This window comes from Methanobrevibacter sp., assembly GCF_045611865.1.
In the GTDB taxonomy this organism is placed as follows: domain Archaea; phylum Methanobacteriota; class Methanobacteria; order Methanobacteriales; family Methanobacteriaceae; genus Methanocatella.
Map to the genome: position 1 here is coordinate 26,383 of NZ_JAZKXX010000009.1, position 25,498 is coordinate 51,880.

Annotated in this window: 26 protein-coding genes; 6 read left to right on the forward strand and 20 right to left on the reverse strand. The window is 32.1% G+C overall.

The window, feature by feature from the left end:
• Positions 1-52 precede the first annotated feature (52 nt).
• Both ACKI32_RS00775 and pheT read left to right on the forward strand, forming a co-directional pair.
• Positions 53-409: a hypothetical protein gene (locus ACKI32_RS00775; RefSeq protein WP_407412773.1), complete on the forward strand. Its 357-nt coding sequence runs from the start codon at positions 53-55 to the stop codon at positions 407-409.
• Positions 410-431: 22 nt separating this feature from the next.
• Positions 432-2,090, forward strand: coding sequence for a phenylalanine--tRNA ligase subunit beta (gene pheT, locus ACKI32_RS00780; protein WP_407412774.1), 1,659 nt, complete (start codon positions 432-434; stop codon positions 2,088-2,090).
• A 148-nt stretch (positions 2,091-2,238) separates the two neighbouring features.
• Here the strand turns inward: pheT and ACKI32_RS00785 are convergent, their stop codons facing one another.
• Together ACKI32_RS00785 and ACKI32_RS00790 are read right to left on the reverse strand one after the other, a co-directional pair.
• The gene (locus ACKI32_RS00785) at positions 2,239-2,640 is read right to left on the reverse strand and encodes a secondary thiamine-phosphate synthase enzyme YjbQ (RefSeq protein ID WP_407412775.1); all 402 of its coding nucleotides are present in this window, start codon (positions 2,638-2,640) and stop codon (positions 2,239-2,241) included.
• 54 nt (positions 2,641-2,694) lie between these two features.
• Positions 2,695-4,422 carry a right-handed parallel beta-helix repeat-containing protein gene (locus tag ACKI32_RS00790; RefSeq protein ID WP_407412776.1) on the reverse strand — a complete coding sequence of 576 codons (1,728 nt, stop codon included), beginning with the start codon at positions 4,420-4,422 and terminating at the stop codon, positions 2,695-2,697.
• A 398-nt stretch (positions 4,423-4,820) separates the two neighbouring features.
• Between ACKI32_RS00790 and ACKI32_RS00795 the strand changes: the two genes are divergently transcribed.
• Positions 4,821-7,763: a right-handed parallel beta-helix repeat-containing protein gene (locus ACKI32_RS00795; protein WP_407412777.1), complete on the forward strand. Its 2,943-nt coding sequence runs from the start codon at positions 4,821-4,823 to the stop codon at positions 7,761-7,763.
• Between the two features lie 71 nt (positions 7,764-7,834).
• Here ACKI32_RS00795 and ACKI32_RS00800 read toward each other — a convergent pair whose 3' ends face one another.
• From ACKI32_RS00800 to ACKI32_RS00815, 4 genes are read right to left on the reverse strand one after another with little or no spacing between them, the layout of a single operon-like run.
• Positions 7,835-8,053, reverse strand: coding sequence for a hypothetical protein (locus ACKI32_RS00800; RefSeq protein ID WP_407412778.1), 219 nt, complete (start codon positions 8,051-8,053; stop codon positions 7,835-7,837).
• A gap of 8 nt (positions 8,054-8,061) precedes the next feature.
• Entirely contained in the window at positions 8,062-8,748 is a 687-nt protein-coding gene (gene rpiA, locus ACKI32_RS00805) for a ribose-5-phosphate isomerase RpiA (RefSeq protein ID WP_407412779.1), read from the reverse strand.
• The gene (locus ACKI32_RS00810) at positions 8,749-9,186 is read right to left on the reverse strand and encodes a UPF0179 family protein (RefSeq protein WP_407412780.1); all 438 of its coding nucleotides are present in this window, start codon (positions 9,184-9,186) and stop codon (positions 8,749-8,751) included.
• Complete coding sequence (locus ACKI32_RS00815; protein WP_407412781.1) at positions 9,187-10,230, reverse strand: NAD(P)-dependent glycerol-1-phosphate dehydrogenase; 1,044 nt, start codon at positions 10,228-10,230, stop codon at positions 9,187-9,189.
• A gap of 126 nt (positions 10,231-10,356) precedes the next feature.
• Between ACKI32_RS00815 and proS the strand changes: the two genes are divergently transcribed.
• The 3 genes from proS to thiD are packed head-to-tail and all read left to right on the forward strand — an operon-like array spanning position 10,357 to position 13,177.
• A complete protein-coding gene (proS, locus tag ACKI32_RS00820) occupies positions 10,357-11,760 on the forward strand; it encodes a proline--tRNA ligase (protein WP_407412782.1) in 1,404 nt (467 codons plus the stop codon).
• 7 nt (positions 11,761-11,767) lie between these two features.
• The gene (gene cofC, locus ACKI32_RS00825; protein ID WP_407412783.1) at positions 11,768-12,442 is read left to right on the forward strand and encodes a 2-phospho-L-lactate guanylyltransferase; all 675 of its coding nucleotides are present in this window, start codon (positions 11,768-11,770) and stop codon (positions 12,440-12,442) included.
• Entirely contained in the window at positions 12,443-13,177 is a 735-nt protein-coding gene (thiD, locus tag ACKI32_RS00830; RefSeq protein ID WP_407412784.1) for a bifunctional hydroxymethylpyrimidine kinase/phosphomethylpyrimidine kinase, read from the forward strand.
• A 3-nt stretch (positions 13,178-13,180) separates the two neighbouring features.
• Here the strand turns inward: thiD and ACKI32_RS00835 are convergent, their stop codons facing one another.
• From ACKI32_RS00835 to ACKI32_RS00900, 14 genes are all read right to left on the reverse strand, one after another.
• Entirely contained in the window at positions 13,181-13,933 is a 753-nt protein-coding gene (locus ACKI32_RS00835; protein WP_407412785.1) for an ABC transporter ATP-binding protein, read from the reverse strand.
• Positions 13,934-13,942: 9 nt separating this feature from the next.
• Positions 13,943-14,692, reverse strand: coding sequence for an ABC transporter permease (locus ACKI32_RS00840; protein WP_407412786.1), 750 nt, complete (start codon positions 14,690-14,692; stop codon positions 13,943-13,945).
• A 134-nt stretch (positions 14,693-14,826) separates the two neighbouring features.
• Positions 14,827-15,177: a carboxymuconolactone decarboxylase family protein gene (locus tag ACKI32_RS00845; RefSeq protein ID WP_407412787.1), complete on the reverse strand. Its 351-nt coding sequence runs from the start codon at positions 15,175-15,177 to the stop codon at positions 14,827-14,829.
• An 84-nt stretch (positions 15,178-15,261) separates the two neighbouring features.
• Positions 15,262-15,441, reverse strand: coding sequence for a hypothetical protein (locus ACKI32_RS00850; protein ID WP_407412788.1), 180 nt, complete (start codon positions 15,439-15,441; stop codon positions 15,262-15,264).
• Between the two features lie 574 nt (positions 15,442-16,015).
• Positions 16,016-16,624 carry a DUF4013 domain-containing protein gene (locus ACKI32_RS00855; RefSeq protein WP_407412789.1) on the reverse strand — a complete coding sequence of 203 codons (609 nt, stop codon included), beginning with the start codon at positions 16,622-16,624 and terminating at the stop codon, positions 16,016-16,018.
• Between the two features lie 383 nt (positions 16,625-17,007).
• Positions 17,008-17,079: a FeGP cofactor biosynthesis protein HcgF family protein gene (locus tag ACKI32_RS00860; RefSeq protein ID WP_407412806.1), complete on the reverse strand. Its 72-nt coding sequence runs from the start codon at positions 17,077-17,079 to the stop codon at positions 17,008-17,010.
• The gene (locus tag ACKI32_RS00865; protein WP_407412790.1) at positions 17,057-17,725 is read right to left on the reverse strand and encodes a hypothetical protein; all 669 of its coding nucleotides are present in this window, start codon (positions 17,723-17,725) and stop codon (positions 17,057-17,059) included. The genes ACKI32_RS00860 and ACKI32_RS00865 overlap by 23 nt, the downstream gene beginning before the upstream one ends.
• Positions 17,726-17,853: 128 nt before the next feature.
• Positions 17,854-18,441 (reverse strand): pyridoxal 5'-phosphate synthase glutaminase subunit PdxT, encoded by a 588-nt coding sequence (pdxT, locus tag ACKI32_RS00870; RefSeq protein WP_407412791.1) that lies wholly within the window; start codon positions 18,439-18,441, stop codon positions 17,854-17,856.
• A gap of 54 nt (positions 18,442-18,495) precedes the next feature.
• Positions 18,496-19,380: a pyridoxal 5'-phosphate synthase lyase subunit PdxS gene (gene pdxS, locus ACKI32_RS00875; protein ID WP_407412792.1), complete on the reverse strand. Its 885-nt coding sequence runs from the start codon at positions 19,378-19,380 to the stop codon at positions 18,496-18,498.
• A 101-nt stretch (positions 19,381-19,481) separates the two neighbouring features.
• Positions 19,482-19,919 carry a molybdenum cofactor biosynthesis protein MoaE gene (locus ACKI32_RS00880; protein WP_407412793.1) on the reverse strand — a complete coding sequence of 146 codons (438 nt, stop codon included), beginning with the start codon at positions 19,917-19,919 and terminating at the stop codon, positions 19,482-19,484.
• 49 nt (positions 19,920-19,968) lie between these two features.
• Entirely contained in the window at positions 19,969-22,281 is a 2,313-nt protein-coding gene (gene hdrA, locus ACKI32_RS00885) for a ferredoxin:CoB-CoM heterodisulfide reductase subunit HdrA (protein ID WP_407412794.1), read from the reverse strand.
• A complete protein-coding gene (gene hdrB, locus ACKI32_RS00890) occupies positions 22,278-23,219 on the reverse strand; it encodes a ferredoxin:CoB-CoM heterodisulfide reductase subunit HdrB (RefSeq protein ID WP_407381851.1) in 942 nt (313 codons plus the stop codon). The genes hdrA and hdrB overlap by 4 nt, the downstream gene beginning before the upstream one ends.
• The gene (gene hdrC / locus ACKI32_RS00895) at positions 23,216-23,827 is read right to left on the reverse strand and encodes a ferredoxin:CoB-CoM heterodisulfide reductase subunit HdrC (protein ID WP_407412795.1); all 612 of its coding nucleotides are present in this window, start codon (positions 23,825-23,827) and stop codon (positions 23,216-23,218) included. Before hdrC ends, hdrB begins: the two co-directional genes overlap by 4 nt.
• A 13-nt stretch (positions 23,828-23,840) precedes the next feature.
• Positions 23,841-25,094 carry a methanogenesis marker 16 metalloprotein gene (locus tag ACKI32_RS00900; RefSeq protein ID WP_407412796.1) on the reverse strand — a complete coding sequence of 418 codons (1,254 nt, stop codon included), beginning with the start codon at positions 25,092-25,094 and terminating at the stop codon, positions 23,841-23,843.
• Positions 25,095-25,498: the final 404 nt, after the last annotated feature.

Below are 25,498 nucleotides of genomic sequence, written 5' to 3' on the forward strand. Positions count from 1 at the left end.
AAAAAAATAATATTATTAATATTATAAATTAAAGTAAAAGGACTGTTAAAAGATGAACTTATTATGGTTTTATGTTGCCATTGTATTAGCTATAAGTGATGTATTGCACACAACACTAATGTGGAAAGTATTTAATAATTTCTACATCGTGTTAGGTGGTTTGATATTCCAAACTACACATTCAAATTGGCAAACATGGGTGATACATGAAATAATGGAGGCAATGTTTCATTTCATAGTATTATCAATAGTTTTCTTAAACCCAACTATAGGAATTCTAGCAGCCCTAATTCATTTTATAATTGATTTAACCCATACAGTATTCATACGAGATATGGGAGAATTACAACATAGAGCTCTTCACTTTCTAATTGAATCTCTATTTTTCATTTTAATATATGGATTTTAAAAATAATTAATGGAGTTATTAAATGCCAGTTATTACATTCAAGTATCAGGATTTAAAAGATTTAGGAATAGATATGGACAAGGACGAATTAATAGACACATTACCAATGATGTCCAGTGATATTGAAGACTTTGATGATGAGGAAATCAAAGTGGAATTCTTCCCAAACAGACCGGACAACTTATCCGTTGAAGGAGTAGCTAGATCTTTTAAAGGATTTATTGGCCAAGAAATCGGACTTCCAGATTATGAAGTAACACCATCAGGTGAAGAAGTAATAGTCAGCGAAGATGTTGCCAATATAAGACCATATATTGCTTTTGCAAAAATAGATAATGTTGATTTTACTGGCGATAAACTCAAATACATCATGGATTTCCAAGAAAACCTTCACTGGGTAATCGGAAGGGACAGAAAAAAAGTGGCTATCGGTATTCACAATGCAGATGTTGTAAATGCTCCATTCAAATACATTGCAACACCGAAAGATGAAAATGCATTTGTACCATTGGAAAAAGACTTTGAAATGACTCCAGATGAAATCCTAACCAAACATGATAAAGGCGTAGCTTATGCTCATTTAATTGATAAATTTGACAAATATCCATTGATATTAGATAAAGACAATAATGTTTTATCCATGCCTCCAATCATTAATGGGGAACTAACCAAAATCAAAGAAGATACCAAAAACATTATTGTTGATGTGACTGGAACTGATGAAAGGGCAGTTAATCAGGCATTAAATATCATTTGCTCTTCCTTTGCAGAAGTTGGTGGTGAAATCAAAAGTATGGAAGTTAAATATGCTGATAAAACCATCGTAAGTCCTGATTTAACCCCACAGGAAATGAATGTTCATGTTGATACTGCCAATGAATTGATTGGTGGAACCAACCTTACTGCTGAAGACATTAAGGAATTATTATTTAAAGCACGTTTTGATGCTGAAATCATTGATGACAATGAAGTTAAGGCAATAATTCCAGCTTACAGAGTAGATATCCTACACGAAGTTGACATCGTTGAAAATATCGCTGTACAATACCACATTAACGATGTAGTAGCTGAACTTCCAGACATCAATACTGTTGCTTATGAAAATGATTGGTTTAAAGCCGAAAGCACTATTCGTGAAGTGATGGTTGGATTAGGTTTCCAGGAAGTAATGAGCTTAATGCTTACAAGTGAAGAAGCACATTACGAAAAAATGAACCAGGAAGAAAAACCACATGTTCAAGTTGCAAGACCTATTACTATTGACAGAACCATGATTAGAACCAGTTTGATCAATAGCTTAATGGAATTTTTAGAAGACAACAAGCATGAAGACTTACCTCAAAAAATATTTGAAATTGGAGATGTCTTATATTTAGATGAAACCAAAGAAAACAAAACTGTTGCTTCTAAAAAATTAGCTGCATTGATCTGTCACTCAACTGCTAACTTTACTGAAATTAAATCTGTTGTTACAAGTGTTTTAAGTAGCTTAGGTTATTCAATGGAAATTACTGACAGTGAAAACAAGACCTTTATTGAAGGTAGAGCAGCTGACGTTACTGGAGAGTCTAGTGTAGGTACAATCAAAGGATTCTTTGGTGAAGTTTCACCTGAAGTAATTACCAATTTCACCCTTGAATATCCAGTAATTGCATTTGAAATTGAATTCATCAACAAATGAATTCTTTTCAATACCACAATTTTCTCATTTGCACTTCCATGTATGAGTAATTGCTCACCTGTGGAGTACTATCATAATTATTGAAAACAAGTATCAAAATAAATAAGATAATTATAATAGCTATCAAAATTATTGCCCATCGCCTCAATTATTCACCAACCATTGTCAAAGTTACTGTTCTGTTGTGTCTTGGTCCATCTAATTCTATGAAAAATACTGATTGCCATGTACCTAAGTCCAATTTTCTATTTTTGATTGGCAAAGATTCACTTGAAGATAGCAAAAATGACTTTAAGTGTGACCTTGCATTATTATCAATTCTATTATGCTGGTAACTGAATTTATCCAAAACCAAATTATCAAGCATGAATTCCAAATCATTTAATAATCCTTTTTCATTTTCATTAACAACAATGGCTGAAGTGGAATGTTTAGAAAAAATAGATATTATCCCATTTTCAATAGCTATTAAATTGTTAATCTGTGAAGTAATGTCAATGATTTCAAAGTTTTTATTCGTGTTGATTTTAAAAGAATCCTGAATTATCATTATTAGATACTTTGTAAAAACTAGTTAATAAATAAAAGAAAAAAAAGAAAAAATTTAATCAAAATCAGCCCTACGCCAGTAACCGTAAATAAGACATCCCAATAGAGAAACAATACTTAATACTACAAGTCCTGAGGTATCATTGATTTCTTTTGAAATTTTACTTTCAGGTACAACTTCATATGCTTTACCTTCTTGAGATGCTTCACCATCACTTGCATCTCCAGCACTTTCATCACCATTGGTTTTTGCATCCTGACCATTGTCTGATGAATCCTGGTAGTTTCCAGAAGCATTTGTTCCAAATACTCCTGAATTTCCATTAGTGGAGTAATGCGCACTATTTGAAGTTCCATTTTGCAAGTTCCCATTACCTTTTGATGCACCAGTAGTTGCATCAGTAGAAGTTTGTGAATTAGTACCAGATGATCCTCTATTCCCCTCAGCATTAGTTGTTTGTGAATCTTGATTATCATCCTTTTCACCAGTTGCTGCCTTGTATTTATATTTTACCGGTTGGCCACCTATCATAACCTCAATATCATATTCTTTATCTGGGTCCAAGTTTGCATCAATGGTGGCTTTACCATTTACAAATCTCGCAGTGTACTTGTTTCCATCTACATTAACAGTTGTATCAAATGTTCCAAATTCTTGAACTGGATTTCCTGAAGTATCATACATTTGCAAACCAATACCGTTTTTAACAGAAAATGTATTTAGTTTCATGATTCCTGCCAAGAGCATAGGACAAACAAAGGTATTTTCATCATCGGTTGAATCAAACCAGTTATCCCCTAATTTAAATACTGGTAAATCAGGGTGATTTTTAGCTTGATAACCTTCATTATGAGCTAAAACATTATATTTTACTTCCAACCTTGAAGGATTTCCTTCTTTTGATGTTGTAAAGTCAATTCCAAACAATAAACCATTTCCACTTTCAAATGCTCCCATTTCATAATCAGTGTCACGACGATTAGATGTAAATGAATTAGCATTTATAACATCATAAGTTGACTGTGAATCAATGAAAATACCATTTGGATTTTCATAAACCTCATTGTACTTAATAATGTTTCCAGATGAAATGTTGTACATTGAAATTCCATTAAAATTATTGTGGTGAACAGTATTATTAGTTATATTACAATAATATATATTGGAAGTTTCAATACCTGACCTTACATTATAAGATATTTTATTTTTTGAAATTAAGGAATTTTTAACAAATTGAAGTTGAATACCATTGCTTTGAGCCTTTGAAATAGTGTTTTCTACTATTTTGACACCATTAACATTCTTAACTAGAACACTATTAACTCCACCAGTGACTACAGTATTTCTTATTGCAGTATCATCTGAACCATCTACAATTATTCCATAATCACTGCCAGTTGCAATAATTTTAACTCCAGATAATGTGCTTCCACAACTGTTTGAAGTAAAGTAAAACCCGAAAGTGTCGGTTAATCCTAAATCTTTTGCTTTAGTACTTACTTTATTAGATGTGTGTAAAACTGAATTTTTAGTAGATACAATTTTTAATTTTTTGTCAACAATTAAAGAAATATCTTTATATTCTTTATCGATGAAATCAAACGTATCTCCATCATTTGCATTATCTAAAATTGTCTGAATATCATCATTTGATAAATCAGAGGTTATTTGATAGATAGTAATAGTATTATTATTTTGCAAATCGTCAGCTGCACTAACTGTCGAAATAAGGAATAAACCAATTAGACCTATGAACAAAATATTTAAAATTTTTTTATCCATATTTCTCCCCATAACTATTTTTATAACCAATAGATATTACTTAGATTTAGATAATTAAATTTCATTATGAAGTATAATACTTATTGAATGAATTTTATCAATATTTGAATGTAATTTCCACTTTAAAAACTACGAAATAAATTAAAGTAAATATTGATTATATAAATAATTATTATTTTATATTAATATATATAATTTATTGAAATTTTTTAAGAAATAACGATTTTAAAGCCATGTTCAATAATATGAATATCAGTAATATTCTCACTCAATATTTACAAAAAACATTTTAATTTAAATATAATAAAAAACACAATATATACTTAGTTGCTTATCGAAATTTTTAAAATAGTTTTATACTTACTAAGCAATCATAAATTCAATAAAAGAGTGAAAAAATGAATAAAAAGAGCTTAATTATTGCTGCTTTATTAGTTTTTATTGTAATTTTAAGTGTAAGTTCTGTATCAGCAGAAGATACAACATTACAAGGAACTAATGATGCAATTGGAACAATACAAGCTGATGAAATCAGTACTCCAACAACTGAGACTGTTACTGCTGGTTCTTCAAGTGCCACCATCCAAGAAAAAATTAACAGTCTAAACGATGGAGATATTTTGAATTTCGAAGCTGGAGAATATAAAGACATTTGTATATATGTCAACAAGAGTATTACAATAAACGGTAATGGTGCAACCTTAATAGGTTATGACACTCCCTCAAAAGATAACACTCCAGAAATTATTTGGAAACCAACCAACGAAAGTGGATATGCAATTGGTAACCTCGCAACATTATATGTTGTAAAAGCAACTGGAGTTACAATTAATGGATTAAGCATTGTAGGAGGAGCAAATAGTGCTTCAACTTATTCAAACGCATTAGTTTATGCAATGAATGCTGACAATTTAACTTTTAAAGGAAATACCCTTGAGGGTTCTTCCTGGGGATTATATTTACAATATTGTGCTGATGGAACTATCTCAGACAACACAATTAAAAATCAAGCAGTTACTGGAATTTTAAACTTCGGATCTGCAAGAACAGTAATTGAAAACAACAAAATTACCAATGCTAAAAACCATGGTATTGATGTAAGACACGGAACTGGACCTAATGTTCAAGTTATTAATAACACAATAACTGGTTCTAAAGAAGGTATCTATTTAATGCACTCACAAGGACACATTGCAGCAAACAACACTTTAATTAACTGTACAATTAGTTCCATTTCATGTTATGGGTCATCTAACATCAAACTTTATGGCAACACAATGAAAAAATCTAGAATTGGAGTTTTATTAGGTGGAGGATATTCAAATATTAATATTGGGGAAAATACTTTCCAATTAGATAACTTACCATACCCACCAACATTTGTTTATTATGTTGCTGAAGCAAAATCAGAATACCAATCTGCAACAAACATAATGGGCACATTTAGCGATATGTCCACATATTCACCAAATTATGTTGCATACACAGGAATTGACACTCCAAAAGAAATTGTTATTGATTATGACACCATTTTAACAAAAACTGGAACTGTCTGGAATGTCCCTGAAGGAACTTCAAGTGCAGATATCCAAAAAATGTTTGATGGAATGAATGATGGAGATTCAATAGTCTTTGCTAAAGACGCAGTTTATTCAAACATCTCAATTTATACAGATAAAAATATTAAAATATTCGGTAATAATGCAACTTTAATCGGATACGACAATATTAACATCAACAACATCCCTGAAAAGATTAGAAAAGCAACAAATGAAAGTGGATATGCAATTGCATATCGCGCAGTATTATATGTTGTAAACACTACTGGAGCAGTTGTAAGTGACTTAAATATTGTTGGCCAATATCCATCATATGACACTACAAAAGTTACTACCACTACTGATGAATATAAATCTGCTGGAATTTATGCTGACACCAATAAAAACTTAGTAATTACTGGTTGTGACGTTACTGGTGCTTCATGGGGTATTTTTGAACAATACTCTTCAGACAGCATTTTAAGTAGAAACAATGTTCATGATGTTTATACTACTGGTATTATGAACTTTGGTTCACCTAGAGCACTTATTGTAGAAAACACAATCACCAATGCAGGAAATCACGGTATTGACACCAGACATGGAACAGGACCTGATGTTACAATTGCATTCAACACCATTAGTGGTGCAAAAGAAGGAATTTATCTCATGCACTCTAAAGGACACACTGTTTACAACAATACTGTAAAAGATTGTAAAATCAGTGGAATTACTGCATACGGATCAGGTAACGAAGTAATCTTTAATAATACCATTACCGGAAGTAGAATTGGTTTCTTACTTGGTGGAGGATACTACAACGTAACCATTGGTGAAAACAAGTACACATTAGATTCATTACCATTCCCACCAACATTTGTAACTTATCTTGCAAGAGCAGACAATAAATATCAAAGTGCTGAGGATGTAATAAGAACCTACTACGACAAAGAACCTGTAACAATGAATGTTCCTGAAAATATTACCACCAACTACATTGGTTCAGAAGTAAACATTACCGTGGTTGATCAATATGGTAAACCATTAGCTAACCAAGAAATCACAGTAGTCGCTGGCGAAGTTATAACCGGTGCAACCACCGATGCAAATGGTGTTGCAACAATATATGGTTTCGATTATGGTAATTTCAATGCTACATTCACATTTGAAGGTTCAGACAACTATGCTAAAACAACTGTTACTGCTAATCTTACAGTTCTTGACAATAGAGTAGAACCAGTCATAACTGCAACCGGAAAAACCTACTACATACAAGCAATTAGTAAAGGTAGCGCCTACATAGTTACTGTTAAAGATAAAGACGGTAACCCTCTCCCTGCAGAGGACATTGAAGTTATCTATGCTGGTAAAACATACACAGCAATTACTAATGAAAATGGTATAGCTACTGTAACTCTTAAAGCAACTGCAACCGGATCTAAAACTGCAACAATAAAAGTTATTGAAAACTTAGCAGTTAAAGGCACTTCAAAAACCGTAACTATTAAAGTTACAAAAGAACCAACCAAAATTACTGCAGCTAAAAAGACTTTCAAAGCAAGTGCCAAAACTAAAAAGTACACAATTACTTTGAAATCAAAATCAAATAAAGCGATTGCAAAAGCTAAAGTAACCTTAAAAGTTAATGGTAAAACTTATAAAGCTACTACCAACGCTAAAGGTAAAGCAACATTTAATATAAACAAATTAACTAAAGTAGGTACTTTCAACACAGTTATAAAATATGCAGGTGATAAATACTACAATTCTGCAAAGAAAACCGTGAAAATAACTACTAAATAAGTGATTAACTTCACTTATTTTTATTTCTTTTTTTAAATATATTTCAAAAATAATTAAAAAATAGAGAAAACTTAATACATGTTTCTCTTATTATAAGCAACGTATATTATAAATATTCCAACTAAAATCAGTACTATCTGTGGAAAAACCGCTGCAACCAATGCTGGAATTACACCTAAATTTACAAGTAACCACAAAACACCATAGATTACAATTAAAGCACCAAACAAAATAGCTACTTTATAGAGTATATCACGCAAATCTGGAAACATTCCATTTGGTATTGGCATGTCATCACCTATAACTCTTTGGTTCCTTCAGGAGTTCCAACAATGACCTTATCAACCATCTGTGAGAAAATTCCATTTTCAACTACACCAGGAATTGTATTTAAGTCAATTTCCAAGTGAGATGGAGAATCAATTTTATCAAATTTGGCATCTATTACAAAGTTACCATTGTCAGTTATTACAGGACCATCCTTTCTTTGAGCCATTCTTATTTCACATTTAGCACCCATATCTTCAAGTTCCTGTATTACAGCACGTGAAGCATCTGGCAAGACTTCAACAGGCACAGGAAAGTTACCTAACTCTTCTACACATTTTGACTCATCCACAATGACAATAAATTCTTTTGCAGCATAGTCAACAATCTTTTCTTTTGTGTGGGCTGCCCCACCACCTTTAATAAGGTTAAAATCAGAATCCACTTCATCAGCACCGTCAACTGATAAATCAATATCATGTTCCTCAAGGGTTGTGATTGGAATATTCCATTGTTTTGCAATTAATAATGATTGAAATGATGTTGGAATACCCATTACATTAATTCCTTCATCTTTTATTCTCATTCCAACTTTTTCAATGAAGTAATGTGTTGTTGAACCAGTTCCTAGTCCTAAAACCATTCCATCTTCCACATATTCAGCGGCTTTATAACCGGCATTTTTTTTACTAGAATCATTACTACTAGCGTTTTTCATTTATATCACAAATCCTAAAGTGAGTTTATTGAGTTTTAAACCTTTTTTACAATTTCCTTCATGTTTGCCTAGATTTTCCAAAACAATACATTTGTCATTTTCAATTAAACCTTCAGGGAAACACAAATCATGATAATCGCAGTTTTCATCACAATCAGGAGATTCATATGTAAATGTTGATCCTTCAAAAATATTTTTAGAAGGTGTTAAAACGTCTATTTTAGCCCTATCAACTTCAACAGGAATTACTGTTTCTTCTGCATGTATTGGGCATTTTTGTTCATTGTCTTTAACACCAACAACAACATATTTTCTGTTTAACTCTAAGTTTCCAACACAAGATGATTTAAATCTACAGTTTTCACATTCATCAGCAGGTCCTAGAAAAACAAATTCTTGACCTTCTCTTGCCAAATCTTTACCAATTAATGTAATCATCTAAATCACCTCTGTTTTATGAGCAAGTTCATATGCTGCTTCTTTTGAAATTCCATTATCTCCAAGTATTGTATACCTTTCAGGTCTGATTTTATGAGCCATCATCAATGCATCAAGGATATCCTCTTCTGCAATATTTAATTCTTTTGCAGTTGTTGGAGCCTGAACAGCCTTAAGTGAATCTCTAATTGCTTTCCAATCTCCTCCATGAAGATACATCATCATTATTGTTCCTACACCACACTGTTCACCATGTAAAGCAGGTTTGTCAAGTATCTTATCAAGAGCATGTGAGAATAAATGTTCAGATCCGCTAGCAGGTCTTGAAGAACCTGCAATGCTGATTGCCATCCCTCCGCTGAATAATGATTTCATAACTATACGTGCACTAGGCTCAAGATTTGGCTTGATATTTGCAATATTGTCAGTAATCAAGTGAGCAGACATTATTGACAGTGCAGCCGCTGATTCGGAAAAGGACTCATTTTTAAGTCTGTGTGCCAATTCCCAATCTTTAATAGCTGTGAAGTTTGCAATCAAATCAGCACACCCCGCAGCCAATAGTCTGAATGGAGATTGTGCGAGAATCTCTGAGTCTGCAATCACTGCAATTGGGGAGTGGGCAGTTACAGATATTGAGGTATTAGGATTTTTGATTGATGCCATAGGAGATACAATACCGTCGTGTGAAGCTGTTGTTGGCATAGATACAAAGTATACGCCTTGATTAAATGAAGATAATTTAGCTACATCAATAACTTTTCCACCACCAATACCTAAAACTGTGGTATCCGATGTAATTAATTCTTCAACTTCAGATATTGATTCTTCAGATGCCCTATCAACTTTGATTACATCATATTCAATATCATCTTTTTCCAGACTTTCTATTACAGGTACAGCACCTACATCATATGTATGTCCACCAGTAACAATTAAAATCTTTTTATCTAAATGCAGAGATTTACAAATCTCACCAGTATTTTTTATAATACCCGGGTCAATGTAAACTTCACGAGGCATTTGTATTTTCCTATTGCTCATAATATCTCCTAAATTAAATTATACATTAATATATATGTGCAAAATAATTATAAATAAGTTTCTTTAATTAAGTTTAATACTAATTAAAAACAAATAATTTAATATTATAAAATTATTTTAGGTGATATGGTGGAAAATTTTGACGAATGGTTTCATGATATTTTAGAAAAGGCAAATATTACTGATTCAAGATATCCAATTAAAGGAATGGCAATATGGATGCCATATGGTTTTCAAATAAGAAAATACACAATGGAAATAATTAAAAAATTACTCGATAAAGACCATGAAGAAGTATTATTCCCTATGCTTATTCCTGAAACCGAACTTGCAAAAGAAGGAATACATGTAAAAGGATTTGAAGATGAGGTATATTGGATTACAAAAGGCGGGCAAACTGAATTAAATGAGCAATTAGCCTTAAGACCTACCAGTGAAACTGCAATGTATCCGATGTATGCATTATGGATTAGATCACACATTGACCTTCCAATCAAATACTACCAAATTGTTAATACATTCAGATATGAAACAAAACATACTAGGCCTTTAATCCGTGTTCGTGAAATCACAACATTCAAAGAAGCACATACTGCTCATGCAACTAAAGAAGAGTCTGACGAACAAATTCAAGACTTCATTGAAATATATAAAGAATTCTTTGATGATTTAGGAATTCCATATTTAATTTCAAAAAGACCAGAATGGGATAAATTCCCTGGTGCTGACTACACCATGGCTTTTGATGTGATAATGCCAAACGGTAAAACATTGCAAGTTGGTACAATCCATAATTTAGGCCAAACTTTTGCAAAAACCTTTGATATTACCTTTGAAGATAAGGATGGAGAACACAAATACGTTTATCAAACATGTGCCGGAGTATCTGACAGAGTAATCGCATCAGTCATTTCAGTTCATGGTGAAGATAAAGGACTTAGACTTCCACCTAAAGTATCCCCTAACCAAGTAACTATTATTCCAATCTTATTTAAAAAAGGAAAAGAAGAAGTTCTAGCAAAATGTGCTGAAATCAAAGAACAATTAGAAGCTAAAGGCTTAAGAGTTAATATTGACAATAGAGACATCAGACCTGGTAAAAAATTCTTCGATTGGGAGTTAAAAGGAACTCCACTTAAACTCGAACTTGGACCACGTGATTTGGAAAACAATATTACAATAGCCATGAGAAGAGATGAAGGTGAAAAAATCGAACTCGCCTTAGATGAATCATTAGCCGATAATATTGTTGAATTGTTAGATAAAACCGCAGAAAACCTATCCAAATCTTCCTGGGATTTCCAAGCCAAACATGTTAAATTTGCAAATGATTTAGATGAAATTCCAGAACTTGTAGAGGCAGGCAATGTCGTTAAGTTCTACTGGTGTGGAGAAGAAGAAGTAGGCCATGAAATAGAAGAAAAAACAGGTTATGATATATTAGGTATTCAAGAAGAAGTATCTGAAGGAAAATGCATAGCCAGTGGCAAAGATGCCAAATATATTGCTTTAATAGCCAAAACTTATTAGTGATATTATGGATGACATTTACGCAATTATTCCAGTAACCCAGTTTAAAAATGCTAAAACCAGATTATCTCCATTTCTCACAGAAGAAGAAAGAAAAAAGCTTCTAAAAGCCATGCTTCATGATGTAATTGACACTTTAAAAAAATATGTGGATAAAATCATCATCATTAGCCGAGATGAAGAGGTATTAAACTATGCTAAAAGTTTAAACGTGAACACAATCGTGGAAGATGAGAATTCCAATTTAAATAAAGCATTAACTCAGGCCATGAAATATTGTAAAGGAAAATCAAGAAAAATCATGATTGTTCCATCTGATATTCCTTTAATAGGGAAAACAAATGTTAAAATGCTTATTGATGCATCCAAAAGCCTTGATTTCATTATTGTTCCTGCCAAAGGCGGTGGAACCAATATGATTATAATGAAGCCTATGGCAATTAGGACAAAATATGAAGGATTGAGTTATAAAGAACATGTAAAAATTGCTGAAAGGAAAAAATTAAATCCACAAGTTCATGATTCATTCTTTATGGCGCTAGACGTTAATACCACCGAAGATTTGGGAGAAATAATGATTCATGGTGAGAAAACTCACACAAGACAATACTTAAAAGAACTGAAAGTTAATGTTGAACCATTCCGTGGAAGCGAAAGACTAAAAGTTACCCGAGCTGATTAGATGATTGTAATGAGTATTGCTGGTGTTGACCCATCAGCTGGTGCAGGTGTTTTTGCTGATTTAAAAACATTTCAGGCAATTGGAGTTTACGGAACCGGAATTGTGACTGCATTAACATCTCAAAATCCTTATAAATTCTTTTCAACACTCCCCATTAGTGAAGAGTATATTGAAGAGCAAATTGATTCAGTAATGGATGCCTATGATGTTGAATTTATAAAAACTGGAATGTTGTATTCTCCTGAAATTATCAAATTGGTTTCAAGAAAGATTAAGGAATATGACCTAAAAGCAGTAGTTGATCCTGTTATGGTTGCAACATCAGGTGGAAATCTAACAAAAGAAGATTTAGCCGATGCCTTAAATAAATACTTACTTCCAAAATCTATTTTAACAACCCCCAATATTTCTGAAGCAGAGAAATTAACTAATTTCGAAATTAAAAAGGTAGATGATGCTAGAATTGCCTCTAAAAAGATTAAATGTGATAGCATTATTACTGGTGGGCATTTAGATGGAAATAATACGATAAATATTGATGGTGAAATTACAATCAAAAAACAAGAATTAATAAAAACAGAGAATTTACATGGTACAGGCTGTAATTTATCATCAGCAATTGTTGCTCATTTAGCAAAAAATAATGATTTAAAAACGTCTATTTTGAAATCCCTTGATTATGTGTATGAAGGAATAAAAAATGGAAATTATGGAACATTAATAGCTAAACTTTAACTATTATTCTTCCATATCTAATTTTTCAACAATTGATTCTTGAAGATTAATGAATTCCTGAGATTCTCTTTTTCTTGGTCTTTCTATATCAACTTCAATAATCTCAGCGATTCTGCCAGGATTTTTATCCATGATAACTATTTTATCAGCCAAGTAAACTGCTTCATCAACATCGTGGGTTACGAAAACAATTGTATTTTCAAATCTTTTCCAAACCCCAATTAGCTGTTCTTGAAGCTTGTGTCTATTTTGCATATCCAATGCAGAAAACGGCTCATCCATAAGTAAAATAGGCGAATGATTAAGCAAAGATCTAATAATTGCAACCCTTTGTTTCATACCACCTGAAAGTTCATGAGGATAGCTATCTTTAAAGTCAATTAAACCAACACTTGTCAAATATCTCTCAGCCGCTGCAACATTTTCTTCTTTAGAACCCTGTTTTGTCATCTCCAAACCAAAAGTTACATTTTGAAGAACAGTTAACCATGGAAATAGCGAATATTGTTGGAAAATCACTGCTCTGTCACCAGATGGTTTTTTAACAAATTCACCATTTGCAACAATCTCTCCAGAAGTAGGATGATCTAGACCAGCAATTAATCTTAAGAGCGTGGTTTTTCCACAACCAGATGGTCCTAAAAGACATACTAATTCACCATCTTCAATATTTAAGTTAATATCCTCTAAAACAGACAATTTAACTGTTTTTTTACTTTCAAAGGATTTGTTAATATTTTTAACTTCAATTGACACACTTAACACCTACCAGAAAATCCTATCTTGAGCTTTTGTGAATACAAAGTCAAATGCAAGTCCAATTAAACCAATGACAAGCATACCTACAACAGTAGTACCAGTATCAAATAAATTTGTTGCGGTTAAAATCATGTAACCTAAACCACTGCTTGAACCTATCATTTCCGCTGAAATTGTACACATCAAAGCAATTCCAATACCCACTTTGAGCCCTGAAACAATATATGGCACTGCAGAAGGCACTACTACACGTCTTAAGACATTCCAATCGTTAGCTCCCAAGGTTTGAGCAGATTCCACTAAAACCTTATCTGTTCTTTTAACTCCATCAATTGTGTAAACTAAAATAGGGAACACACATCCCATAAATATAATGAATACTGCTGGAAATGTACCTATTCCAAACCATAAAATTGAAAATGGAATCCAAGCAACAGGTGGAATTGGTCTTAAAACACTTATTACAAAGGTGCACAAATCCTCCAATATTTTGTACCATCCAAGCAATATCCCTACAGGAATTGCAACAAGAGATGCTATAATCAAACCAGCAAATACTTTAAATAAAGTATCAATAGTATTTGTGAGAAGTTTACCATTTTCTATTACCACCCATGCAGAGTTAACCACATCAATAGGGCCAGGCAATATATATGAAGAAAATAAGCCCATTCCATTAGTTATTAAATACCAAAAGAATATTAAAATTATTGGTACAATAAATGGAACAAATCTATTATTATAATCATCTAACATTTCATCACTTAAAAAAAATTTTTATACACTTATTAATATGTTATTATGATATAAAAACTTTAAAAAAAATACATATAACTTGAAAATATAAAAAAAATATTAATAAAAACAAAAAAAGATAATAAGAGAAAAACCTAAGCTTTGTCTTCTCTTTCTTCTTCAATAGCTTCAGTAACACTGTTTAATATTTGAAGTGATTTGGAAAATGCAGGCATACCCGAAGTCAATAAAACAACTTTTAAAACATCAACAATTTCTTCTTTAGTAATGCCCAATACTTCAATTGCGCTTCTGATTTGTTTTTTGGTAGCTCTTGGATCTGCACGAGAAGCAGTGATTCCAATAGCAATTAATTTTTGAGTTTTATAATCTAAGACTTTTCCATCCCATACAGTTTCGTTAATGTTAGATACTAACTCATATAAATCAGGATTTTCATCTTTTAATTCTCTGATACCTTTTCCGTAATATACATCTCCTTTCATATAATACCTCAATTCTGTTAATTAATAATATTTTACTTTTTTAAATTATATATAATTAATAGCTACTTTTTCTTTTCATGAATATTAATTCAAAATATTTGTATAAATTTGATTGAAAAATATGCATAAATGGTAGAACTTTTCGTGAGTTTCAATGAAACTATGTTCTCTAACCTCTTTTACAACATCCCCATCTTTAACATCACCAATCAACAAAGGAGAATCAGGATTATGCAATTTTTGATTCCTTTTGACCAGCTTCATGTTGCTGTTGGCATAACACTCTTTAAATTATCTACTACTTTTAATGAAATTTGTTCTATACCCTACGAACAAAAAATGATTAAAAAGTAAATGAATTATCTACTACTTTTTAGTCAGATTTGTTTGATAATTAAAGAACAAATATTACTTGTCAAATGCTCTCACTAAACTCCTATAATATTAAAAAAATAGAAAGTGATATTATGGACAACAAGTTAAATGAAGAAAGAAGTTTTCAAGGGCTTTTTACAAACTTATGTATCGGCCTAGTGTAAAATGGACAATTCTTCTTCAATCATTATTATTCGGATTGTAATATGTTGTTACATTATTTCATTGACTGGAATCCTTTATGAAGACATAGTAATCTCTTCTTTAATTGCATTGCAACTAATTTGGTTAATCTAATGATCGTTGGCGGATTTGAAGAATTGATATCTGTTAGAATAATCCTAGTACAAATTTAATCTTTATAATTATTGCCTTAATTTATAAAAAAAGATATTGAAAACATTCAATGAGTTAATCCATATTTTTCAACACATATTGAAAAAAAGAAAAAATTTAGGTTTAATTATGCATCAGCATACAATAAACCTGTTGCTTTACCATAGAATAATACAATGAAACCACTGGATAAAATAGTTCCAATGATTAATCCAATATATGGAATTAATCCAATTATTCCAACAATAATTCCAACAATGAAAATAATCACTATTGCAATGATTATGAATGCAATAATTTTAAATATTCCAATGGATTTTGCTTTTTCTATTACTTCGCCGATGCTTAATGCATCAGACAAATTTCCAGATTCTGCAAATCTTGCAATAGCCACAATATTAAATATACCAAATAGTATTGCCAAAATTAATCCAACGACAACAGTGATTAATAACGCAGTTCCCACATGGTTTAAACCTGCGCCAATAGCGCCGGTTACAGTTGCAAGAATCACTATAATTATTAATGGTATAATCTCATAGACAATACTTATCACTATGGTTTTAATACCATTTATGAAGTTGGCCACTAAATCTAAAGTGGGCACATCTTCTGAATCCTCTATACCTTTCTTTATTACATCAACTGCATAACCTGCAAGGATTATTGTAAATATCAAAGATATTATTGATGCAATAATTGTAACTGCGGAATTATCAACTGAAAATTGATTCAACACAGTAGTTAAACTTGCAAGTAAACCTATAATTCCAACAACTAAAAATGCTTTGTAATCATTAACGGATATTTGATTGAATTTGAAAAAATTTCACTTAAACTCATAGTTTCACCTTTTGTATATTAATTTTTAATGATTATCTAATTTATCTAGTATTTTTCTAAAAAAATAATCATTACAATTACAATTAGTTGTCATACTATATAAATATAACTATTGTTATATTTCAAAAAAATAAAAAAAGAAAATGAATATGTTTAAAAGTTTTATTTAAACAAATGTAACTACAAAAATGTTACTTACCAATACCTCTAAAAAATAAAAAATATATATAATTCTTTTTTTGTTATGTGAGGTAACATTCAATTTAAACTAGAATCCTATGATAGTGCATTCCATTCCATTCCAATTTTGCAGCGGGTAAAGCATTCAGCTGTGGCTATTTTTATCATTATGGTCTCTCAATAATTTCAATGCATTCATTGTAATGATTTTTGCAACTTCATCTAATGTATATGGGGTTACAGGCTCATTATCTCTAATTAATTTATTTGTTGTTAAAACTAAATGATTTTCTGTTATGCCTTGCGCTCTTAACTCTTCAACGGCAGGATTTGAATCATCATATTCTGAAATATCTTTAATTTCAATGTTCTCATCACCAAATCCGAATATTCCTGCGGTTCCAATGGTTTTGGCACCTCTTTTGTGAGCATGTTTAATTATTTTTGCAGCTGTTGGGATTGTATTTCCACCTGCAAGGATTAGGATTACAATGTCTCCTTGAACAAGGTCGATATTTTCTTCTGTAACATATTCTGTATGGCTTTCAATATTTCTGAATTCTTCAGGATGTGTACATATTCTTTTTAGGAATTCTGTTTTGTATTCTCCAATTTCTGCCCCCAAAAGTGTAAAAATCACATCCCCTCCTGAAATTTTTTGTCCATCAAATGCTCCAATAGTTTTTGGTCCGCCTCTATGAGCTTGCATTAAATTAATACCTATTCTTAATCCCAATCTTCCAACACCAATTAAGTCTATTCTTCCTTTAGGGATTCTTGAATCCTCTATTCTCTGAATTTCATCTTCACTCATCTTTTTCACCAACTATTTATAATACTTTTTTATATTTTTTTATTATTATATAACTATTGTTATTTATATTTTTTTATCAAGGACTTCACAATAAAAATGTTAGTTCATCAAGAATTTATAAACCAATTTTAATTAATTTTATTTAAAACTTCATTAATGAAATATTCATGAATTAAAGTATCTTCTGTTAATTCCGGATGAAATGATATTGCAATATTGCACCCCTGTTGAATTGCAACTATATCACCATCATACTCGGATAACACTTTAATATCTTCTTTTGTTTCATCATAGGATTCAAGTGCAGGTGCTCTTATAAATACGCCTAAGAATTTTTGACCTAAGATATCTATTGGTTGTTCAAATGAATCTTTTTGCCTCCCATAATTATTTCGTTTCACCGAAATATCCATCAATCCCAACAATGGTTGATTAAAATCTGTTTTTTTAGATAGCAACACCATTCCTGCACAAGTTCCAAATACTGGTATGTTATTGTCTTTAATTACTTTATCAATTCCTCTTTTGCAAATGAGTTTGCCAATTACTGTGCTTTCTCCACCAGAGAGTATTATTCCATCACAGACCTCGACATCTTCTGCATACCTTACGGATTCTACTTTGACATTTACCCCTAAATTTTTAACAGCTTTTTTTGTCAGGTCATAATGTTCTGAAACTGCGCCCTGCAAATTTAAGATTCCTATTTTAGCCATATTCACACCAAAATTAAAATCATGTTATTATTCAAATAAAAAAAAAAGAGGAAATTAAATTCCCCTGTCTTGCATTCTATTAGCTTCTGTTAAAGTTGACACATCTAATCCTTTCATAGCATCCCCTAAACCTTTGGACACTTCAGCCAATACTTCAGGTTTATCATAGTTTGCTGTTGCTTCAACAATTGCTTTTGCAAATGCTTCAGGATTATTTGATTTGAAAATTCCTGAGCCTACAAATATTCCATCGGATCCTAGTTGCATCATAAGTGATGCATCTGCAGGAGTTGCAATACCTCCAGCTGCAAAGTTTACAACAGGCAATTTTCCAAGTCCTGCAGTTTCTTTTACAAGTTCAATTGGAGCATCAATGTTTCTTGCATATTTCCAAAGTTCTTCTTCCTGCATTCCTTGGATAGTTCTGATTTCGCCCATCACTTTTCTCATATGGCGGACTGCTTCTACAATGTTTCCAGTACCTGGTTCTCCTTTAGTACGAATCATTGCTGCACCTTCATCAATTCTTCTTAATGCTTCGCCTAAGTCACGTGCACCACATACAAATGGTATTGTGAATTCTTTTTTGTTGATGTGATATTCTTCATCTGCAGGAGTTAATACTTCACTTTCATCTATCATGTCTACTCCAAGAGTTTCTAAAATTTGTGCTTCAGCAATATGACCAATTCTTGCTTTTGCCATTACTGGAATAGATACTGCATCGACAACCTCTTCTACAATAGTTGGGTCTGCCATTCTTGCCACTCCTCCAGCAGCACGAATATCTGCAGGCACCTTTTCAAGCGCCATTACTGCTACAGCACCCGCATCTTCTGCAATTCTTGCTTGTTCTGCATTTACCACATCCATAATGACTCCGCCTTTTGTCATTTTAGCAAAACCTTCCTTTAACACATCAGTTCCTTTTTTTACCATGTAATTTTCTCCATTAAAACTATAAATTTATTTTCTTCATATATAATTCGATTTATTAATCGAATACTCTTAATCTTTTCACTGAACAGGAGGCCTATGATTTATCCACCTGCCAATATTGTTTTCCTTCCTTCTTTTGAAATTTCTTCTTTCTTAAATTCTACATTGAATTTGACATTTTCAATTGTTTCTTTTAATGCTTCAAGAGTTTCATTCCTATGAGAGCCTAAAACAGCGACTAAAAATAAGGTGTCTCCTGTGTAAAATTCGCCAATATAATGAACAACTGAAATCTCATGAACGTTATATTTAATTTTAGTATTGTCAACTATTTTCTCAATTTCCTCTACAGTTTTTTCAACATCAGGAGTTGATAAAATAAGCTTTTCCAAATGCATATTCTCATCTTTTCCACGAACCATTCCTTCAAAAGTGAAAATTACTCCTGAATAATCAATTTTATTACTTTTTTTCAAATCAGCAATTAAATCAGCTGTTGTAATTTTATCATCTTTAGCTTTTATAACTTGTACAACCATTTTAAAATCACCATTTATTTAAATAATAATTAAAAATAAGAGGTTTTTATCAAACCCCTTCTATTTCATTCAGATTTTCAATTTGTTTGTCAAAATCATTTAACTTGCGGGCAAGCCCCTCAAAGTAGGGAATATATACCTTTGAAAATGCCAATCTATTAGGATTTTCATCAGCATCTGCAATCTGCGTTTTCACCATTTCGATTTTACGTTCCACTTCATCATACATTAAATCACCGGGGAATTCACCAATAAACACTCCATCAGCACCATTATCAAGTGCATGTTTAATATGACTAGGCCTTACACGATTAACAGAGTGGACTTTTATTATATGGATTGATTCCGGATAATTCAGTCTATTAACTCCAATATTATCCGCTGCAGTATAACCTATAGTATCCAAGAATACCAATATGATACGTTCACCATCCCCTTTTTTAGACAATACACCATTAATTGTAGCGAATATCTTCTCATCAATATTACCATTAATGTTGATTGCTCCCTGTTGACAAACAGTTAAACATTTTCCACAACCGTCACAACTCATCGGATCCAAGACCAATTCATCATCAATGATACTTAAAGCCTTAAATTTACATTTATCTAAACAATCACCACATAATTGACATTTTTCATGGTCAATATCCGCAATGAATGGTTCAACTTCCACTCCACCATGATTGTATTCACTGACTTTAGATGCTGCGGCTGTTGCTTGCATTATCGAATCAGTAATATCCTTAGGATCTTGTGCAGTACCACAAACAAATACTCCTTGAACATCTGTTGTAACCGGTTTAATTTTGGGATGTGATTCTTTTATGAATGAATCCTCTGTAGTCCCAATGTTTAAAATTTTTGCAATTTCCTTAGTTCCTTCAGAGGGCTCCATCGCTGTTGAAAGTACAACCATATCACATTCGATTTCTTCAAATTCCCCTTTAATGGTGTTTTCAACACGTACGATGAAATTATCCTCTTTAACAGCAACTTCACCAGGCCTACCCCTTAAAAACCTAACTTCATTAGATTGTGTATGTTTATAGTATTTTTCAAACATTCCTGGAGTTCTTACATCAGTATAACAAATTAAAACATCAGTATCAGGATACTTGTGTTTAATGATGTTTGCATTTTTAGATGCGACCGAACAGCATATTTTAGAACAATACTTATGTCCATCCGGCTTTTCATCCCTTGAACCTACACATTGAATCATCACAACTCTTTTTGGAACTTCGCCATTGGCTTTTAATAATTTGCCTTTTGTTGGTCCATTTACACCAGTTATACGTCCAAGTTCTGCTTGTGTAATAATATCTGGATGTCTTTTATAGGAGTAATCAGGCCTTTTATTAGGGTCTATCAATTGATGTCCTGTAGCTATTATAACAGAACCTACCTGAAGTGGAACTTTCTCTGGTTTTTGTTTTAGAGAAATTGCATCCATCATACATTGACGTTTACATTCGCCGCACTTTGTGCATGCATCCCCGTCAATTACATATGCTTCAGGATAGGATTGTCCATATGGTCTATAAATTGCTTTCCTTAAAGATAAACCTTCATTCCAGTCATCGGGAACATTGACTTCACAGACATCACTACATTTTCCGCATGCGATACATTTATCAATGTCAACAAATCTTGGGGATTTCTCCACAATAAGGTTATATGTTCCAGCATGACGATTGGCACTGATAACCTTTGAGTTAGTCCAAACAGTTATGTTTTCATTCCATACCAAATCATTTAGAATAGGATTAAGTAAACACATACCACATTCTTCAGCAATTTTTACTGGAGAGAAAACTTTTCCGATTTTAGCCATATGCCCGCCCAATGTTGGTGACTGTTCGATAATAGTGACTTTTATTCCCTGGCGTGCAAGGGATAATGCTGCATTCATTCCAGCAATTCCTCCCCCAATAACTGCTACCTCATCAGGGGTTTGACAATAAATAGGATTAACCTCATCTGATTGCTTGACCTTTTCTATAGATGCATTAATAAGTGTAATGGCTTTTTTTGTTGCCTTCTGTTTATCATCATGCACCCAAGAACATTGTTCCCTAATATTCGCCATATCCATCAAATAAGGATTTAAAGGTTTTACATAATCTTGAAATGTTTTTTCATGACTTATAGGCGAACACGCACCAATTACAACCCTATCCAAATGATGTTCAATAATTGCATCACGTATGATTTTACGTCCATTTAATGAACATAAATTTTCAAATTGTTCTATTACCTCAACATCAAGTGATTGTCTGACTTCATCCAAATCTACGGTATCAGAGATGTTTCCACCACATTCACATAAGAAAACACCAATTTTCAAATCTCCACTCATGATTCAACCTCCTTTAATTCTGTAATCACAGAATCAATTTTGGAAGTGTGCGCCTGAACACCGACAACACTCTCCCAATCAGCACCCATTGCAATAGCAATGAATTGGGAAATATTCAAGTGAATCGCTTTAAATTCCCTACCTTCCCTTTTAGAGATTAATGGTTGATATCTGTCAAATTGGATATGGCAATTAGGACATAAATGCACTACAATTTCAACACCCTCATCCTTAAGTGAATTCATTTTATCTGCTGTCGCTGTAAATGATAAATCTGGATTAGAATATCTTTGCCTAAATCCTGTACCGCATGATGCTCTCTTATGATCATACCAGCCAATTGTTTTGCATCCGCAGGCTTCAATGAGTTCATCAATTATATTCGGATCCCTTACACCAGCAATAGTATCTTCATAATGAACTTTGCAATAATGACACCCATGGTGAGTAGCTATCTTGTATTGGCTTAAATCATATTTAATATGCTTTTTAATTTCGTCTTTTTTACCATATAAAATATCTACAAAATGAAAGATATTTTCTGTAGGTGTCAAATCATTTTTTTCATATTTTAAATGATCCAAACCATTTTCTTCAAATAAAGTATTGATTTCATCCCGTAAATCATCTTTATTATTTAATAACTTAACGGATTTTTTGTTAATTGCATAGCATGTAGCACACATCATTACAAGATTAGGTCTTCCAAGATTTTGAGCAACTTTAAAATTACGTGCCCCAATTGCAGTTGTTGAAACTTGATCAAAAACATCAGAATAATGCCCTAAACCAGTACAACAGGTCTGTTTTTCCGAAATACCATAATCAATACCTAACTTTTCAAAAACATATTTAGTTGAGGATTCAATACCAGGATACTCTACACTTACAAGACAACTTCTAAACAGAAGGAGATTTTTATCTGGAATATCTTTCATTTATTGACCTCCTCTTCTTGTGATTTTCTAATATTTTCCATTCTTTGCTTAAATCCAGTAATTGTTAAAATTAAACTAACTTCATCAATAACATCTTCTGGAGGCATTAATGGCGGATAAAGATTTAATTTATCCCTATTTTCTTCTAATTTTTCAAATCTAATCTCTTCCCATCCAGGGACATCTTTTGCAATATCATCAAAAAATATTTCTGGGATTGCTCCTATTGCAGCATCAAAATATGAGTCAGCAAATCCAAGATATTCATAAAGCTTATCCCATCCTATACCTTGGTTTATTGCAAATTGTTTTAATATTTGATTTACTTCACAAACACTGTTCCCAACTGGACATACACTATGACAAGTATAACAATAAAAACAATTCCATAAATAATCTTCATGCATTATTGTTTCATCACCATCAAGAACTCTTTCAATAATTTCTCTAGGATTATATTCAGAATGGCGTGCTGCAGGACATGTGGAAGTGCATAAACCACATTGCACACATTTCAAAACACCATCATCCCTAGTATTCTTTACATTAGCTATTATATCTTCTGCAAAATTAATGGGAGCGTCATTAATCTTTTGTTGAGTAGTCATTAAAACCACCTCACTACAAAGTAAATTCCCGTGTTTCAATTAACTTTTTCAACTGATTAGATAATTTATTTCCTCTTAATCTATCAGATTGTCTACAGATAATTGGCACGTTGACTAATTTGTCATTAATTTCCAAATCAACATCACCAGTATTCATGTCAAATGCATCATTCTTACAGAAATGAGCACATAATCCACATCCAAAACACCTTGTCAAATCCAATCTTTCATTTGCAAATGCATTTGTTGGACAAATCTCTTCAATTGTACATGAATCACATTTTGAACATTTTGATCTGTCATATTGTGGTCTTAAATCATAGCCTTCCCACATTTCTTTGTAGTTGGTTTCACCTAATGGTAAATGACGACCCTTGATTTCTGCTAATGGCAATTTAATGTTTTCATCCGTGATGAGCAAATTATTATATATTTCCTCATTTAAAACTGGAATAGGTATGGCCACAGTATCATAAACTTCACCGCCCTGACCAGTTTTATATCCACCGAGATAATATGGGTCCATCTGTTTATAATCAGCAGTCAACATTAAATTCGGTTTTTCAGCACTAGAACGTGTACCATCACCTAAAATATACCCCTCAGCTCCATTGAATAAAAATCTGGTTCCAGTTTTTATTACATTGTGTGGAATATCATTTTGCAATGGATTCAAATCACCACATCCTGAAAATGTTAAACCAGAAAGATTTCCTTCTAATGGAATTGCGGAAAAAATAGAATTAATTGGTTCGTTATAAGTATTAACAAAAGCAGTATAATTTTTAAATGCCATTCTAGTTCCTATAATTTGGCCTCTTCCAATATCATCTATAGTTATTGTGTTTTCAATAGTTTTACCTTCAACGCTTTCAACTCTCACATCAATTGTTTTGCCTTCTAAAAGTTCTTTTAAAACAAAACCTCCACCATAATTGTGGTCATATATTGAATGAGTAGTCCCATGAAGTATAACATCAATTGCACCTAACCATTCGTTTGGACATGGTCCTGCATGTGCTGGAACCCCATTTAAAAATACTTCTTCAGCTCGTATGAATTCCCCCGGTCCAGAAACTATAAAATTGAGTATAGCAGCTGTACCACTCATTACACCACAAGTTCCTGTTGTAACCACATCAACTTCCTCAAAACTTGGAGTGTTACCTTCTTTAATAAGTTTTTTAAACTCTTCTGCCGTGTATATATTGGCATCGCCGTTTTCAATCTTTTGATTAATCTGGCTAATAGTTCTTTGATTAGTCAATTTCACTACTCTCCTAAACTTTCCTTATTTTCCAATTTGGTTCTTCTTTAAGACAATAAATCCCTTAAAGGTTTAATATCATCACTGGAATCCATGCCCGAGTTTAGTGTATTATCCAGTAGGATGAAATAGACTAAGCTTTGTAAGGTAAATTTTTACTTTTACCAAAGCAATCTAGGATTTAATCAATTTCATCATTTGATTTCGCCCGATTTTATCAATTGATATATTTCACCTTCTCATATTTTCTCATGATAAAGAAGAGGTGATATTTAGATAAACTATCCATTCCATTTAATTTTTTTAAATTTTAAGATAGAAACTTAAAAATATCACAATAGTTATATTTTTAACTTATAGTATTTAAATATAACAATAGTTAACTTTAATGGGAAAATCTATCA